Origin of the sequence: Agrobacterium sp. 33MFTa1.1 (assembly GCF_004328495.1) — a bacterium.
Taxonomy (GTDB): Bacteria; Pseudomonadota; Alphaproteobacteria; order Rhizobiales; family Rhizobiaceae; genus Agrobacterium; species Agrobacterium pusense.
In genome coordinates this window covers 469,753-485,686 of sequence record NZ_CP036359.1, presented here as the reverse complement: position 1 = coordinate 485,686, position 15,934 = coordinate 469,753, and the positions used below count along the sequence as shown (strand labels likewise).

The 15,934-nt window shown below is 59.8% G+C and carries 13 protein-coding genes; 6 read left to right on the top strand and 7 right to left on the bottom strand.

Translation table 11 applies throughout. From position 1 onward, the window contains the following. Positions 1-83: 83 nt before the first annotated feature. The 5 genes from EYD00_RS16020 to EYD00_RS16000 all read left to right on the top strand — a co-directional run bounded on the left by EYD00_RS16020 (position 84) and on the right by EYD00_RS16000 (position 6,726). Positions 84-1,283 (top strand): M20 aminoacylase family protein, encoded by a 1,200-nt coding sequence (locus EYD00_RS16020; protein ID WP_051674171.1) that lies wholly within the window; start codon positions 84-86, stop codon positions 1,281-1,283. Positions 1,284-1,317: 34 nt separating this feature from the next. Further along, positions 1,318-2,907: an ABC transporter substrate-binding protein gene (locus EYD00_RS16015; RefSeq protein WP_022562897.1), complete on the top strand. Its 1,590-nt coding sequence runs from the start codon at positions 1,318-1,320 to the stop codon at positions 2,905-2,907. A 442-nt stretch (positions 2,908-3,349) separates the two neighbouring features. Continuing rightward, entirely contained in the window at positions 3,350-3,700 is a 351-nt protein-coding gene (locus EYD00_RS16010; RefSeq protein ID WP_034497013.1) for a DUF3088 domain-containing protein, read from the top strand. A 39-nt stretch (positions 3,701-3,739) separates the two neighbouring features. Continuing rightward, positions 3,740-5,335, top strand: coding sequence for an ABC transporter substrate-binding protein (locus EYD00_RS16005; protein ID WP_022562894.1), 1,596 nt, complete (start codon positions 3,740-3,742; stop codon positions 5,333-5,335). Positions 5,336-5,373: 38 nt separating this feature from the next. Further along, complete coding sequence (locus tag EYD00_RS16000; protein ID WP_004445487.1) at positions 5,374-6,726, top strand: LLM class flavin-dependent oxidoreductase; 1,353 nt, start codon at positions 5,374-5,376, stop codon at positions 6,724-6,726. Between the two features lie 16 nt (positions 6,727-6,742). Here the strand turns inward: EYD00_RS16000 and EYD00_RS15995 are convergent, their stop codons facing one another. The 7 genes from EYD00_RS15995 to EYD00_RS15965 form a co-directional block, all read right to left on the bottom strand. Then, a complete protein-coding gene (locus tag EYD00_RS15995) occupies positions 6,743-7,714 on the bottom strand; it encodes a LysR substrate-binding domain-containing protein (RefSeq protein WP_034497011.1) in 972 nt (323 codons plus the stop codon). A gap of 37 nt (positions 7,715-7,751) precedes the next feature. Next, positions 7,752-8,990, bottom strand: coding sequence for an acyl-CoA dehydrogenase family protein (locus tag EYD00_RS15990; protein WP_034497008.1), 1,239 nt, complete (start codon positions 8,988-8,990; stop codon positions 7,752-7,754). Positions 8,991-9,058: 68 nt separating this feature from the next. Next, positions 9,059-10,114 carry an aldo/keto reductase gene (locus tag EYD00_RS15985; protein WP_004445482.1) on the bottom strand — a complete coding sequence of 352 codons (1,056 nt, stop codon included), beginning with the start codon at positions 10,112-10,114 and terminating at the stop codon, positions 9,059-9,061. An 18-nt stretch (positions 10,115-10,132) separates the two neighbouring features. Further along, positions 10,133-11,068, bottom strand: coding sequence for an ABC transporter ATP-binding protein (locus tag EYD00_RS15980; RefSeq protein ID WP_006698435.1), 936 nt, complete (start codon positions 11,066-11,068; stop codon positions 10,133-10,135). Beyond that, positions 11,046-12,044, bottom strand: coding sequence for an ABC transporter ATP-binding protein (locus EYD00_RS15975; protein WP_006698434.1), 999 nt, complete (start codon positions 12,042-12,044; stop codon positions 11,046-11,048). Before EYD00_RS15975 ends, EYD00_RS15980 begins: the two co-directional genes overlap by 23 nt. Then, positions 12,041-13,036, bottom strand: coding sequence for an ABC transporter permease (locus tag EYD00_RS15970; RefSeq protein ID WP_004445477.1), 996 nt, complete (start codon positions 13,034-13,036; stop codon positions 12,041-12,043). Before EYD00_RS15970 ends, EYD00_RS15975 begins: the two co-directional genes overlap by 4 nt. Next, positions 13,033-14,022 carry an ABC transporter permease gene (locus EYD00_RS15965; RefSeq protein ID WP_004445474.1) on the bottom strand — a complete coding sequence of 330 codons (990 nt, stop codon included), beginning with the start codon at positions 14,020-14,022 and terminating at the stop codon, positions 13,033-13,035. The genes EYD00_RS15970 and EYD00_RS15965 overlap by 4 nt, the downstream gene beginning before the upstream one ends. Positions 14,023-14,291: 269 nt before the next feature. Here EYD00_RS15965 and EYD00_RS15960 point away from each other — a divergent pair, with 269 nt between their 5' ends. Further along, positions 14,292-15,899 (top strand): ABC transporter substrate-binding protein, encoded by a 1,608-nt coding sequence (locus EYD00_RS15960; protein ID WP_004445472.1) that lies wholly within the window; start codon positions 14,292-14,294, stop codon positions 15,897-15,899. Positions 15,900-15,934 lie beyond the last annotated feature (35 nt).

Genomic DNA, 15,934 nt, shown 5'->3' with positions numbered 1-15,934 from the left:
CCAGCCCTGATTTTCCTATCCGAAGCCAATCCTTCGCAATCGTCCGATTGCGAAAACGATATTTTTTGTCCTGAGGAGATACCGTGAATATCGCCGTCGATCCCGTTAAAACACCCGCCCCTAAAATCATCGACCGGATCGGGACGTTTGTTCCCGAGCTCGTCTCCATCCGCCACGACCTGCACCAGCATCCAGAAATCGGCTTCGAGGAGGTGCGCACGTCAGGCATCGTCGCTGAAAAGCTTGCTTCCTGGGGCATCGAGGTTCATCGCGGTTATGGCAAGACCGGCGTGGTTGGCGTGCTACGCGGCCGTCGTGCGGGCAATCGCTCCATCGGGCTCCGGGCCGATATGGATGCCCTGCCGATGCCCGAGGAAACCGGTCTGCCCTATGCGTCCGTCTACCCCGGAAAGTTCCATGGCTGCGGGCATGATGTGCACACCACCATCCTGCTCGGCACCGCCCGTTATCTGGCGGAAACCCGCGATTTCGCCGGCACGGTGGTGTTCATTTTCCAGCCTGCCGAAGAGGGGCTGGGCGGCGCGCGCGCCATGATTGCCGATGGGCTGTTCAAGGATTTTCCGGTCGACGAGATTTACGGGCTCCACAATTCCACCCATGCCGCGCCCAATCACCTCAAGGTTTCGCCGGGCACCATTCTGGCTGGTGCGGATTTCTTTGACATCCGGCTCAAGGGCCGGGGTGCTCACGCCGCGCATCCCGATGTCTCCCGCGACCCGGTGCCGGCAACGGGTGAACTGATCCAGGCGCTGCAGACCATCGTCAGCCGCAACGTATCGCCCACCGATCCCGCCGTGCTGTCGATCACGCGCATTGAAGCTGGATCAGCCTATAACGTCATTCCCGAAACGGCCGCGATTGCCGGAACAGTGCGAGCCTTCTCCGACAGCGTGCGCGAAACCATAAGGGGCCGCATCCGCACCATCTCGGATCACATCGCTGCTGCCTATGGCCTGAGTGCTGAGGTGGATATTCGCGACATATTCTCGGTCCTTACCAATGATGACGTGTCAGTGGAAATCGTTGCCGGCGTGGCGCGCGAGGTTCTGGGAGACGAGCGCGTTTCCACCGAGCCCGGCCGCTTCATGGGCAGCGAGGATTTCGCCGATCTTTTGAAACACGCACCGGGTGCGTTTTTCACCCTTGGCCATTCCGGCACGGTACCTGCCCACAATCCCGGTTTCATCGTTGACGACGACATCCTGCCCGTCGGGGCGACCCTGTTCGCGCGGCTGGTGGAAACCCGGCTGAAACCTGCCTGAAATTTAAAAAACAAGTCTGTAAGAGGAAACATCCATGGATATTACAAGACGTAAGACATTGCTTCTGAGTGCCGCCCTGGCCGGAGCCACATTGCTGCCATCCCTGCCGACGCTGGCGGCGGAAACGCCGAAAAAGGGCGGGATCGTCACTTTTGCAGGTCTCGGCGAGCCAACGACGCTAGTGCCGCTTTCCGATTCCAATACGCGCACCCGCGCCATTTCCACGAAAATCCTCGAGGGTCTGGTGCGGTTCGACAGCGAGTTCAAACCGCATCCGGTTCTGGCCGAAAGCTGGGAAACATCGGCCGACGGGCTGCGCTATACTTTCAAATTGCGCAAGGGTGTCAAATGGCATGATGGCAAGGATTTCACGTCGCAGGACGTCAAATTTTCGTTGCTTGCCTTCAAGAAGGTCGGGCCACGGGGGCGCATCACCTTCGCCAATGTTGCCGATATCGAAACGCCTGATCCGCTGACGGCCGTGGTGGTGCTTTCCAAACCCGCGCCTTATCTTCTGCGCGCGCTGACGGGCGGCGAGACGCCCATATTGCCGGCCCATGCCTATGCTTCGGAAAACTACAATGAAAGCCCGAACGGCAATGCGCCAATTGGCACAGGCCCCTTCGTGTTCGAGGAATGGAAACGCGGCAGCTATGTGAAGCTGAAGAAGAACCCGGATTACTGGCAGGCCGATCTGCCCTACCTTGATGGTTTCGTGGCACGGTTCGTCGCCGATGCGGCTTCCACCACCATTTCCGTGGAGACGGGTGAGGCGGATTACACCGCCGATGTCTCCTACAGCGATCTTGAGCGCCTGCGGCAAAATCCGAAACTGGCTGTGGAGGTCTATACCGACGCTTATCTCAACAATGCGGCCGTGTTCGAGTTCAATCTGGAGAACCCAATTCTGGCGAAGAAGGAGGTGCGTCACGCACTGGCCCACGCCATCGACCGCGATTTCATCAATGACGCCATCTTCTTCGGGACGGCGAAACCTGCCGGCTCCAACATCCCGGCAGTCTTCACCGCCTATAACGACGAAAAGCCTTTCACCTATCCCTTTGATCTCGCCAAGGCGAATGAGTTGCTGGACAAGGCCGGCTACCCGAAGGGCGAGGATGGCACGCGCTTTTCGCTGCGGCTCGCCTTTCTGCCGTCCGACGTCTTCCGTAAAACGTCCGAATATCTCCGCTCATCCTTCGGCAAACTCGGCGTGAAGGTGGATATCGTCGAAGGCGATCTCGCCACCTTTATCAAGCGCGTTTATACCGAGCGCGGTTTCGACCTGACGGTGAACGGCATCAGCCGGTTGTTCGATCCGACAGCGGGCGTGCAGCGTCTTTATTGGTCCGATGGCATCAAGAACCCCGCGCCTTATGTCAACGCCGCCCACTATAACAATCCCACGGTGGACAATCTTTTCCGGGCGGCCGCCATCGAGGTTGATGAAACGAAGCGGGCCGGGCAGTTCCATGAGATCCAGAAAGTCGTCGGAGATGAGCTGCCGAATTTCTCGATCGTTGCTTTGCCGACCGTCATTCTACGCAACACCAGCCTGAAATCGCTCGTGACGACCATCGACATTGCCTATGGCGATCTGGCGACAGCCTGGAAAAGCGAGTGAGGACAGAAATCCGATCACCCTGCAGCGCGAAAGTTATGACGAACTTTTCTCCGCATTCAACGTCATCCTCGGTCTTGCACCGAGGATCTCCCAAGGCATCCTACGCCTTGTAGATCGCAGATGCTCGGGACAGGCCGGAGCATGACGAAGGAGAGGTTTTACGCCAACAGCATCTCACCAGAACCCGGCAATTCTGCCGGGTTTTTTATTGCCGAAACCCACCCTCCATCCTGTTTGCATCTTCGCGCGGCAAGCCTGTTTCAGGGAAAAACTTTGCGCATGAGACAGATCGGGTGAAACAGCGATACCATCCACGAAAATTTCGAAAAAATCAATTTCATCAATAATTTAGCGCAAAGCTTCTCTTCGTTTCCAAGCAAGAATTGCTTTCTGGACCCGCGCTATGGCCGCCTGCACTGTGAGCTGGAAATCTCACCCTCACATGATGGATGCCATGGCCAAGGATACGCTTTTTTTGATCGCTCCCGGTTTTGAAGACCCCAAGCACCCCGGTGTCCGGTTCGTCTGCCCGCATTGTAACCAGATCGAGGGTCTGCTCGCCGCGTTTCCTGACCTTGCGGCTGGGATCGACGTCCACCGCGTCGGGTTCCAGCGCCCACGTGAGGCGGTTATCGCCGCCGTGGGAGAGGAAAATCAGTCGCTGCCGCTGTTGATCTTCGCCGGCGACGCGCCTGCCGACGTCACGGTCAAGGGCGAGACGCATTTCATTCAGGACACCAAACGCATTTTGCAAATCCTCGCCGAGCGCCACGGGTTCCCGCAGCTGCACTGAGTTGCCGCACCCCGCATATCGGATTTTTCGGAGACAGACATGACCATTTCCAGACGCCAGTTTCATAAGATCGCACTTGCTGCCGGCGCATTCGTGGCGCTCCCGGGCGGTTCTTTCGCCGCGGCCGAAGAGCCGGTTTCGGGCGGCACGCTCAAGATTGTTTATTTTCCTGAGCCGACCCAGCTCGTGGCCATCAATACAAGCGCGGGCGGACCGCAGTTCATCGGTTCGAAGATTTACGACGGGCTTCTGACCTATGACTATGAGCTTTCGCCCAAGCCGAGCCTTGCCAGGGAATGGAGCGTATCGGCGGACGGACTGGAATATGTTTTCCACCTCCAACCGAAGGCCAAATTCCATGATGGCAAACCGGTAACATCGGCGGATGTGGAATTTTCCATCCTGCGGCTGAAAGAGGCCCATCCGCGCGGTCGGGCGACGTTTGCGAATGTCGAGAGCGTCGATACATCCGATCCGCTGGTCGCAAAGGTGAAGCTCTCCAAGCCGGCACCGGGCCTGATTACCGCGCTCGCGTCGTCTGAATCGCCCATCGTGCCGAAGCACATCTTTGAAACCTTCAAACCGACCGACAATCCCAAGCCTGCGCAGATCATCGGCAGCGGCCCTTTCGTGCTGAAGGAATGGGTGCCAGGCAGCCATATCCTGCTGGAGAAAAATGCCGACTACTGGGATGCGCCGCGCCCTTATCTGGAGCGCGTCATCATCCGCCTCATCAACGATGCGGGCGCCCGCGCGGCGGCGCTGGAAACCGGGGAAGGGGATATTGGCCCCAACCCTGTGGCGCTCGCCGATCTGGAGCGGCTGAAAGCGATCCCGACGTTGAAGGTGGATGACCGCATCTATGCCTATGCCGGCCAGCAGAACCAGCTGGTCATCAATCTTGAGAACGAATATCTGAAGGAACTGAAGGTCAGGCAGGCCATTGCCCACGCCATCGATGTTCCGGCGCTCATCGATACCGTGCTTTACGGTTACGCCGTGCCATCGCCGACACCGATCAGCCCCGGTCTTGCGAAGTTCCACAATCCCGATATCGGTTTTGCCAGGTTCGACGTCGCGCAGGCGGAAAAATTGCTGGACGAGGCGGGTTTCCCGCGCAAGGACGGCGGCAAGCGTTTCAAGCTCCGCGTCACCACCAACCCATTCAATCCGCAGACCTATTCGGATTTCATCGCGCAGGCGCTGTCGAAGATCGGGATTGAGGCCGATATCCAGAAATTCGATTTCGGCACCTATGTGAAGGTGGTCTACACTGACCGCGCCTGGGACCTTTCGGTGGAATCCCTGTCCAACACTTTCGATCCAACGGCCGGCGTCCAGCGCGTCTACTGGAGCAAGAACTTCAAGATAGGCCTGCCATTCTCAAATGCCAGCCACTACGCCAATCCGGAGGTGGACCGGCTGCTGGAAGCGGCGGCGGTGGAGCCTGACATCGAGAAACGCGCTGCCTTCTTCAAGGAATTCCAAGCCGTTGTCGCGAAAGATCTTCCCGTCATCAATCTCGTCGCACCCATCCAGCCGGTCGTCGGCAGCGTGCGCATCAAGGATTATGCGACGGGGGCCGAAGGTCTCGGCGGTAATCTGGCCAGGGCATGGCTGACGAAGGAGGCGTGAGCCGCCGCAGTTGGTCCTTAGAGCAGTGAGGTCATTTCATGAGCAGAAAATCCGAAAAGCTGGTTCTCAACGCCTTCATCTATCCGGGCGGACATCACGAAGCGGCCTGGCGGCACCCGGATTCAGAGCCGCACCGCGTCACCGATATCAGGCTTTATCAGGATATCGCCCGCAAGGCCGAGGCGGCGAAGCTGGATGCGATCTTCTTTGCGGATGCGCCGGTACTGGATGCCAACATCCGCTACGCCGCCCGCCACCGGCTGGAGCCGATCACCATGCTGGCGGCTCTCGCTGCCGTCACCGAAAAGATCGGCTTCATCGCCACGGCGTCGACCACCTATTATGAGCCCTATAATCTCGCCCGGCTGTTTGCCTCTGTTGATCATATCAGCGGCGGCCGCGTAGGCTGGAACATCGTCACGACCTCGGCGGATGCAGCGGCCGGCAACTTCAACCTCCAGAAGCACCCGCCGCATGCCGATCGTTATCGTCAGGCCATCGAGTTCGTCGATGTGGTGACGAAGCTCTGGGACAGCTGGGAGGATGATGCCATCGTCGCTGACAAGGAAAGCGGTCTATTTGCCGAAACAGATCGCATCCATCCCGCCAATCACGATGGCGAATTTTATCGGGTGCGGGGCGCATTGAATGTGCCTCGTTCACCACAGGGACGGCCAGTCTATGTTCAGGCAGGCTCCTCGGAGGAAGGCCGCGGTTTTGCCGCCCATTATGCTGAGGCAATCTTTACCGCGCATCAGACTCTGGAGAGTGCGCGGTCTTTTTATTCCGACATCAAGCGGCGTGTCGCGGCCACGGGGCGCAATCCCGCCCATGTGAAAATCTTACCCGGCATCAGCCCCTTCATCGCATCAACCGAAGAGGAGGCACGAAACCTTGAGGCCTCCTTCAACGATCTCATCCAGCCGGCATTTTCGCTTGGGCAATTGCAGCGCATCACCGGCATAGACCTGTCATCGGCCGATCTCGACCGGCCGCTGCCGCAGGAAGCCGTGGAAGCGACGCGCGCGCAGGCGAACAGCAGCCGCCATCAGCTGGTTCTCGACATCATCGACCGGGAAAACCCGACGATCCGGCAATTGCTTCACCGGCTTGCCGGCGGGCGAGGTCACAAGGTCATATCAGGCACACCGGAACAGGTAGCGGACTGGATAGAGACCTGGTTTCGCGAGGGTGCTGCCGACGGATTCAATATCATGCCGCCATGGCTGAATGGCGGGTTTGATCTCTTCGTGGACGAGGTGGTGCCGATCCTCAAACAACGAGGCCTCTTCCGTGAGGATTATGAGGGCGACACGTTGCGTGATCACTACGGCCTGCCACGACCTGACAATATTTACGTGGCGAGAGAGCCGCAAAAGGAACGCGCCTGAGGTGGGACGGGCGTGTTCAGGCGGCGGCCTCAAGAGCGCGCATATCCTCGCGCAACAGAGCGAGTAGAGATGCGACCTCCGGCAGCCGCCGCCTGTCAGGACTGGTCAGGAGGTGATAGCGGCTGGCGGTCGGCTGCGGCGAACCAAAAGGAGCGATCAGGCGGCCGCTTTTCAGTTCTTCCGAAATCAGCGAATGACGCACCAGGCCTATGCCGTGCCCTGATGAGATCGCTTCTATCAGCGCGCTCTGGCGTGAAAAACGCGGACCCGTTGCGGAAAGCCTGAGCGGAATGCGGCAGGCGCGAAGCCAGTTCGCCCACTCAAATGCCGGGTCAAGGCCATTACCACGCAGCAGCGCAAAGCCGATATCACGCAACCGCTCCGGTTCGCCTGCAAGGCCATGGCGGGCTGCAAATTCCGGGGTGCAGACGGCGCTGACGGTGTCGGGAAATAGCGGTTCATGAATGAAGCCGGGAATTTGGGCGGCGGTGGCGACGATGGCGCAATCGGCATCAAAATGGGTGAGATCGACGGTATCGCCCTCGATGGATTCGATCGAAAGCTCGACGTCTCCGAGTGCCGGAACGATGCTGCCCAGCCGCGGCGCAAGCCAGCGGGCGGCAAAGCAACCTTCCGCCAGAACTTTCAACTGCGGCCGTGCATTCGAAACCATCAGGTCGGAAAGACTGCCGATCATGGTCTCGAAAGCGTCCGCCAGACCGGGATAAAGTGCGCTGCCGGCATCGGTCAGCACCAATTCACCGCGCTGGCGGCTGAAAAGCGGCTGGCCGAGGTGGGTTTCGAGAATGCGGACCTGCTGTCCGATGGCAGCGGTCGAAACATGCAGCTCCTCCGCCGCGCGTGAGAAGCTGGCGTGGCGCGCAGCCACGACAAAGGCGCGCAGGGCCGTCAGCGGCGGCAGCCGGGAAAGCGTGGGCAGGCGAAAAGCTGTCCGGCCCCCGGCGGGAGCGACAAACTCCGTTCTCATTGCTGCTTCTCCTTTGTCGGCTGCATCTTCCGCACAGTCAGAACACCCGGCCTTCCCTGAGATGTGTCGTCGTGCCGTTGAGATAATAATCACCGATCACCCGCGCTTTGTGGGCAAGCGGATTGTGATTGTAGACGGTGCGGATATTGCGCCAGTGACGGTCGAAATTCCGGTCGCTGGATGTCGCCGAACCGCCCCCCAGTTCATAAAGGTTGGTGGCAACGGCCAGCGACAGCTGCGAGGCAATGATCTGGGTGCGGGCAGTGGCGAGCGAGCCTTCCAGCAAGGCCGCCTCGATCGCCTCTTCATCGCCGGTGGCGAAGGCGGCCGCGGTGCGGTCGAGCGTTCGGGCTGCTTCGCGGATAAGGGTTTTCACCGCGAAGGCGCCGGCGCTGATTTCGCCGAGCATCTTCTGCACGAAGGGGTCCTGATTGGCGGTTTCGGCACTGCTGTGAAGCGTGGTGCGCGCCTGGCGCAAAACATACTCGACACCGTCATTCAGCGCGCCCTGAACGGCGCCGGCGGCCGAGGCGGCAAGGTGCAGCTGCCGCATGGCCGAACTGTGCCGGCCAATCTGGCTGCCGAGCTTACGGGTCGTCAATTCATGCGGCAGAACCTCGACATTATCCAGTAGCACGCCGCCGCTCGCTGTCATGCGCTGGCCCATGCTGTCCCAGTCATCGAGGATGGTGATACCCTGGCGATCAAGCGGAATGAGCACGCCGATTGGTTGCTCGTCATCGCCGATAGCGCTGAAAGTGCCAAAATCGGCAAAGGCGGTGCCGGTTGCATACCATTTGCGACCGTTCAGCCGGTAACGGTCGCCCTCGGCGCTGAGCCGTGTGGTGATTTCGCCGGGGCGCTTGGTGCCCTGTTCGGTGCTGGCACCGGCGAAAAGCTTGCCGGCGAGCACATGTTCGAGATGGCGCCGGTCTTCCAGCTCGATGGGTGCGAGAGCGAGGTTTTCGGTAAAATTGAAATGGCTGCGAAGCGCGTGGGGAATATTACTGTCGGCTTCGCCGAGGATCATCAGCACATCGATATAGTCCGCAATCGAGCCGCCCGGTCCGCCCTTGGCTTCGGGAATACGCAATGTACCGATCTTCGCCTCCTTGATGAGGGCGAAGATATCGTAAGGAAGTTCCCGTTGGCGTTCGCGGCGGGCGGCATCCTTTGCTGCGATAGCCGCAATGTCCTTTGCCCGGGCCAGAATCTCGTCACGGCTCGGTACGCCGGAATTGTCGGTGGTGGTTGTCTGCAGTTTCGGAGTGGACATTGCGGTTTTCCCTGAGCGGATGTGAGGGCCTGCGGCACAGCGCGCCGCAGGCATGGTCTTCTGGACGATCAGGCGACCGCGCGCGGCTTGAGCGCCGGGCGGTGCGCCGCTTCAAGATTGCGCGGCACACGGCCTTCGACGGGGTGGCTCGGATCGTTGAAACCGGGTGTGGAGGGATGGCCGGTGGTAACGAGGCTGTCGACCAGCGCTTCATCTTCCGCATCGATCTTCACATCGAGTGCGCGAATATATCCGTCCCAATGCTCTTCGGTGCGCGGGCCAGTGATGGCGGCGGTGACGAACTTGTTGTTCAGCACCCAGGCGAGCGCAAAATCCGCCGCTGAAACACCTTTCGAAGCGGCATGGGCCGCGACCTTTTGGGCGATCTCGACCGATTCCGGACGCCATTCCGTTTCCAAAACGCGCTTGTCGCCACGGCCAACGCGGGTATCGGCGCCGGGCTGTTCGCCAGGCTGGTATTTGCCGGTCAGCACGCCGCGGGCGAGCGGCGAATAGGACACCACGCCAAGGCCGTAATGATTGGCCGCCGGCAACTGCTCGGCTTCGGCCGTACGGTTGACGATGTTGTAGAGCGGCTGGCTGGCAACCGGCCGGTCGATGCCGAGCTGGTCGGCCAGATGCGAAATTTCGGCTATGCGCCAGCCGCGGAAATTCGACACGCCGAAATAGCGCAGCTTGCCGGCGCGGATGAGGTCGGCAATGGCGCGCACCGGCTCTTCCAGCGGCGCATCGAACACGGCGCGGTGGAAATAGAGGATGTCAATGTAATCGGTGTTGAGGCGGCGCAGCGAATTTTCGACCGTTTCGATCACCCATTTGCGCGAATGGCCGCCAAGGTTCGGGCCCTTGGTATGGGAGTTGACGAATTTCGTGGCCAGAACCCAGTGATCGCGCGTGGCCTTGATGCCGCGGCCCACGACCTCTTCCGACTTGCCGTCGTGATAGACATCGGCGGTGTCGATGAAATTGATGCCTTGTTCGCGAGCCTTGTCGATGATGCGGAAGGCCACGTCATCCGGCGTCGGGCCTCCGAACATCATCGTGCCGAGGCTCAGCGGTGAAACTTTCAGCGCGCTGCGTCCGAGATAGCGATAGTCGACCATTATGGTTGCTCCTTCAGTTTATTGGGCATGGTGGCAGGCCACGGCGTGGTTCTTGCCGAAAAGGGTATAGTCAGGTGCTTTTTCGCGACAGAGATCGGTGGCGAGCGGGCAGCGTGTATGGAACCGGCAGCCGGATGGCGGATTGTGCGGGCTCGGCAGATCGCCCGAAATGGGGGCCGCCTGCTTGCGGCGGGCGGGATCCGGAACGGCGGCGAGAAGCGCGCGGGTATAGGGGTGTTTCGGGGATGCCCAGAGTTCCGATGTGGGCGCGCTTTCGACGATCTTGCCGAGATACATGACCAGCACGCGATCGGAAAAATAACGCACCACGGAAAGGTCGTGCGAGACGAAGAGATAGGACAGCGAAAGCCGCTTCTTCATCTCCACCAGAAGATTGAGAATCTGCGCCTGTATCGACAGATCGAGCGCCGAGACCGGCTCGTCACAGACGACCAGTTCCGGTTCCAGAACAAGTGCGCGGGCAATGCCGATACGCTGGCGCTGGCCGCCCGAGAATTCATGCGGATAACGGTCGAGTGAATCCGCCGGCAGGCCCACCTGCGCGACGATGGCTTCAACGATCTCCCGCTGGCGCGCCCGGTCTCCTATGCCGTGCACCTTCAACGGCCCGGTAAGGATGGTGCGCACCGTCTGGCGGGGATTGAGCGAGGCAAAAGGATCCTGAAAGATCATCTGGATGCGGCGGCGAATGCCGCGCAGTTCGGACGATGTCATTGCGGTCACATCCGCACCCTTGAAGGTGATCCTGCCGGAAGACGGTTCGACCAGACGCATCAGGGACTTGCCGAGCGAAGACTTGCCGCAACCGGATTCGCCCACCAGGGCAACGGTTTCACCCGCCTCGATATCGAGCGACACGTCATCGACGGCGCGCACCGTGCCGCGTCCGCCCGTATAATGGGTGGAAAGACTATGCACCGACAAGAGCGCCATTGGGTATCTCCTGAGATGTTGGAGCAACGAAGGGGCAGGCGGCGTAACGGCCGTCTGAAATCTGCCTCAGCGGTGGTACATACTGCCCGCAGAAGCCGCGGGCGCTCGGACAGCGCGGCCGGAAGGCGCAGCCGCGTTCCCCCGTGGCGGAAACGATGGAGCCGGGAATTTCGATGAGCGGCCCATCGCGATAGTGCTGGCCGTCTTCGGCGCGCGGCGAGGCGGCAAGCAGGCCACGCGTATAGGGGTGGTAGGGATTGGAGAAAACCGGTTCCGGCAGCCCTTCCTCCACCTTGCGTCCGGCATACATCACCATCACCCGGTCCGCCCATTGCGCCACGATGCCGAGATCGTGGGTGATGAGGATGACGGCCATGTTGAGATCACGGCGCAGATTGTCGAGCAGCTGGAGTATCTGCGCCTGTATCGTCACGTCGAGCGCCGTCGTTGCTTCGTCGGCGATCAGCAGTTTCGGATTGCAGGCAACGCCGATGGCGATCATCACGCGCTGACGCATGCCGCCGGACAGCTGGTGCGGATAATCATCCACTCTACGGCTGGCATCGGGAATATTGACGAGGTCTAGGAGCTCAATGGCCCGTTTGCGGGCCTGATGCCGGTCGATCTTCTCATGGATACGCAGCACCTCGATGATCTGTTCGCCAACAGTCAGAACCGGGTTCAGCGAGGTCATAGGCTCCTGAAAGATCATGCCGATATCGCGACCGCGAATGCCGCGCCATTGTTTTTCCGAAAGCGGCAGCAGATCGCGCCCTTCGAGCAGAACCCGCCCGCCCGTCTTGGCGTGGGAGGGCAGGAGGCCGATCAGGCCGAGCGCCGTCAGGGATTTGCCCGAGCCGCTCTCTCCGACGATCGCGAGCATTTCACCGGGGCTGACATCGAAACTGACGCCTTTGACGGGCTGGGCAGAGCCGAAGCTGACGGAGAGATCATGGACTTCAATCAGTTTGCTCATCGGCGTTCTTCCGAAAAACGGGGGTTGAGCGCATCGTTGAGGCCATCGCTGATGAGGTTCAGCGAAATGACGGTGAAGACGATGGCGAGGCCGGGAAGGGCGGTCAGATACCAGGCGGTGCGGATGACATCGCGGCCAGACCCGATCATCGAACCCCAGGAAACGCGGTTGGGGTCACCAAGGCCCATGAAGGAAAGTGCTGCTTCCATGAGGATTGCGCCCGCCACCATGACGGAGGAGGTGACGATGATCGGCGGCAGCGCGTTGGGCAGGATTTCCTGAAACACGATGCGCGCATGGCCGTAACCGAGGCTGCGCGCGGCAAGCACGTAGTCCTTCTCGCGGATGGCGCGGAATTCGGCGCGGGTGAGGCGTGCCACCAGTGGCCAGGTGATGATGCCGATCGCCGAGGTGACCGTGGTGACTGAAGGCTGGGCGATGGCGACGAGCACGACCAGCAGGACGAAATTCGGCAGGGTCTGGAAGATTTCGATCAGCTTGACGAGGATATCGTCAATGATGCCGCCGAAATAACCGGCGAAAGCGCCAACGGCGATGCCGATGGTGAGCCCGATCAGTGTCGCCACGACACCGACGGTGAGCGAGATGCGCGCACCATGCACGATGCCTGCCAGAACATCCCGGCCCATGGAATCTGTGCCAAGCGGATAGGCCGCGTTCTGGCCGGGCCACAGGAACGGGCGGGCCACCATTTCCAGGGGATCGCCGGGATAGATCAAGGGGGCGATCAGCGCGGTAACGATGACGGTCGCGAGAAACAGCAGCCCTACGATGGCGTTGGGATTGGTGAGGAAGATTTTCAGTTCCCGCCGCAGGCCGCGCCGGGGCACGGAAACGGAGCGGGCCGAGAGCGCATCCGGCGCATGGATATAGGGCCAGGTCTTTTCTTCGGGCTTCTTCGGTTTGGGGCTGGTTTCTTCAGCGCCGAGTTCGGCCGTGTCGAGAACCGCTGATGTATGGGAGGAATTCATCGGCTTTCTCCAATGCGGGGGTCAAGCCATGCCTGCAACAGGTCCACGGCTGCATTGACGATGATAACGACGAGGGAGGAGAGAAGCAGAATGCCGAGCAGAACGCTGAAATCCCGCGCCATGACGGCTTCGAAAGCAAGGCGGCCAAGGCCGGGCCAGCTGAAGACGGTTTCGACCACGACAGCACCACCAAGCAGGCCGCCAATATGCATGCCGGCCATGGTTGTGATGGGGATCAGCGCATTGCGCAGAATGTGGCGTGTGGTCAGCCTGATCGGTGAAACGCCCTTGGCACGAGCGGTGCGCACATAGTCCTGCGACTTCACCTCCAGCATCGCCGCGCGGGTGAGGCGGGCATAGATCGCCAGAAAATAAAGTGCCAGGGACAGGGCGGGGAGGACAATATAGCGCAGCCGGTCCAGCAGGGCGGAAAACCCGGTGAGGCTGCTGCCAATGGTGCTGTCGCCGCCCGAGGGAAGCCAGCCGAGCTTCACCGAAAAGGTAAGGATCAGCATCAACCCGATCCAGAAACCGGGTACGGAATAAAAGATCAGCGAGCCGATGGAAATGATCCGATCCGGCAGCTTGCCGGAAAAAAGGGCCATGATCGAGCCGAGAAACACGCCGACGAAAATCGCAATGCCGAGCGCCGCGCCCATCAAGGCAAGCGTGCCCGGCAGGCGCTGGCCGATGAGATCAGCCACCGGCATGCCGTAGCGCGGCGAAAATCCGAGGCTGAACTGGGCGAGATTGCCGAGATAATTCATCAGCTGGTGCAGGACCGGCAGGTCCAGCCCGAAACGATTGCGGATTTCCGCCATGGTTTCGACGGTCGCCGAACCCGCTTCCGCAGCCAGCACATCTGCGGCATCGCCCGGCGCTAACTGCAGCAGGAAGAAGTTCAGAATGACGATACCGAGAACCGTCGGGACGGCCTGAATGGCCACCCGTTTCGCCTGCGATAAAATCCTTTTCGAATTTGACATCGGCTCCAGTCCGCAATCGTTAAAACATAAATCCGCCGGTGAAGGCACGGACATTAGTTGACTAATTTTATGGAATTTGTCAAAGAGTAATAGAATTATTTTCTGAAATTTACGGAAAATCGCGCCTTAAAGAAAAGATAATTCCTATTTGTGAGAATGGTTGGTTCACTATCCCAATCTCGTTCTCGTCCGAGGAACAAACTTCTTCCCAAGCGCAAGAGTTCAGTTTCGCCGGTTTTTTGCCGGTTCAATCAAGGAGAGGGTATCGCATGACTGTTTTCAACCAGACGACGCGGCGGGGATTTCTGCTGGCGTCGGTCGCCCTTGGCGTGGTGTCTTTGCCTGGGCTGAAGCTTCGCGCGGCAGAGCCCGCAAGTGGCGGAACAGCCACGTTGCTTATCTCGTCGGAACCGCCGGTGCTGACGACGATTGCGCACACGGCCTATAATTCCGTCTATATATCACCGAAGGTCACCGAGGGTCTGCTGACCTATGATTTCGATCTCAATCCCAAGCCGCTGCTGGCAAAATCATGGGATGTGAGCGCGGATGGCCTGCGTTACACCTTCAAGCTGAGACCCGGCGTTAAATGGCACGACGGCAAGCCCTTCACATCCGCCGATGTGGCGTTCTCCATCAACACCATCAAGGAAGTGCATCCGCGCGGCCGCAACACATTCCTCAATCTGACTGCCGTCGAGACGCCGGACGAGCTGACGGCGGTGCTGGTGCTTTCCAAGCCCGCGCCCTACCTCATTACAGCGCTCGCCGCCGCTGAAACGCCGATCGTGCCGAAACACCTCTATGAAGGGACGAAAGTGACCGAAAACCCGGTCAATCTCGCACCCGTTGGCACCGGCCCGTTCAAGTTCAAGGAATGGGTACGCGGCAGCCATATCGTTTTCGAGCGCAATGCCGATTATTGGGATGCGCCGCGCCCCTATCTCGACAAGCTCATCGTACGCTTCATTCCTGATGCTTCCGCCCGCGCGATTGCCATTGAAACCGGCGAAATCGATCTCGCGCCTAGCACCCCGGTTGCCTATAGCGATCTCGACCGTTTGAAGGAGCTTCCGAGCCTCGGCTTCGAGACCAATGGCTATCAATATACCAACTCGATCAGCCGCGTGGAGTTCAACCTTGAAAAGGATGTCTTTAAGGATGTCCGTGTCCGCCGCGCCTTCGCGCATGTCATTGACCGCAACGTCATCTTCAACACCGTCAACTATGGTTACGGCGCGACGATCACCGGGCCAATCAATCCGAAGCTCACGAAATGGTTCGTGGATGATCTGAAGACCTATCCGATCGATCTGAAGGCCGCCGAAGCGCTGCTCGATGAGGCCGGATACAAGCGCGGTGCCGATGGCATCCGTTTCAAGCTCAATCTGGATTACGTGCCGAGCACCGAGGCCTATCCGCGCGGCGCAGATTATATTCGCCAGGCGCTGGCGAAAGTCGGCGTTGATGTGACGGTGCGCACGCAGGACTTCGCCACCTACACCAAGCGTATCTATACGGATCGCGACTTCGATTTTGCCTATGAGGGCATGAGCAATCTCTTCGATCCGACCGTGGGTGTGCAGCGGCTTTATTGGTCAAAGAACTTCAAGAAGGGCGTGCCTTTCTCCAATGGCGCGGCTTACAGCAATCCGAAGGTGGATGCACTTCTTGAAGCGGCCGCCATCGAGATCGATCCCGACAAGCGCGTCGCGCAATGGAAGGAGATCCAGCAGATCCTCGTCGAGGACGTGCCGGCCATCGACATCGTCGCAGCACCTGAAATCACCATCTACAACAAGCGTATCGCCGATCACACCATCGGTGCCGAAGGTGTGGCGGGAAGCCTCGCCTTCGCGCATATCGCCGCATCCTGATCGTCTCACCAGGCCCGGCTCGCCCTTGCGGCGGG

Excerpts from the sequence above, each read along its gene's own strand:
- EYD00_RS16015 (WP_022562897.1), top strand. The coding sequence starts at position 1,318 with ATGGATATTACAAGACGTAAGACATTGCTTCTGAGTGCCGCCCTGGCC.
- EYD00_RS16010 (WP_034497013.1), top strand. The coding sequence starts at position 3,350 with ATGATGGATGCCATGGCCAAGGATACGCTTTTTTTGATCGCTCCCGGT.
- EYD00_RS16005 (WP_022562894.1), top strand. The coding sequence starts at position 3,740 with ATGACCATTTCCAGACGCCAGTTTCATAAGATCGCACTTGCTGCCGGC.
- EYD00_RS16000 (WP_004445487.1), top strand. The coding sequence starts at position 5,374 with ATGAGCAGAAAATCCGAAAAGCTGGTTCTCAACGCCTTCATCTATCCG.
- EYD00_RS15995 (WP_034497011.1), bottom strand. The coding sequence starts at position 7,714 with ATGAGAACGGAGTTTGTCGCTCCCGCCGGGGGCCGGACAGCTTTTCGC.
- EYD00_RS15990 (WP_034497008.1), bottom strand. The coding sequence starts at position 8,990 with ATGTCCACTCCGAAACTGCAGACAACCACCACCGACAATTCCGGCGTA.
- EYD00_RS15985 (WP_004445482.1), bottom strand. The coding sequence starts at position 10,114 with ATGGTCGACTATCGCTATCTCGGACGCAGCGCGCTGAAAGTTTCACCG.
- EYD00_RS15980 (WP_006698435.1), bottom strand. The coding sequence starts at position 11,068 with ATGGCGCTCTTGTCGGTGCATAGTCTTTCCACCCATTATACGGGCGGA.
- EYD00_RS15975 (WP_006698434.1), bottom strand. The coding sequence starts at position 12,044 with ATGAGCAAACTGATTGAAGTCCATGATCTCTCCGTCAGCTTCGGCTCT.
- EYD00_RS15970 (WP_004445477.1), bottom strand. The coding sequence starts at position 13,036 with ATGAATTCCTCCCATACATCAGCGGTTCTCGACACGGCCGAACTCGGC.
- EYD00_RS15965 (WP_004445474.1), bottom strand. The coding sequence starts at position 14,022 with ATGTCAAATTCGAAAAGGATTTTATCGCAGGCGAAACGGGTGGCCATT.
- EYD00_RS15960 (WP_004445472.1), top strand. The coding sequence starts at position 14,292 with ATGACTGTTTTCAACCAGACGACGCGGCGGGGATTTCTGCTGGCGTCG.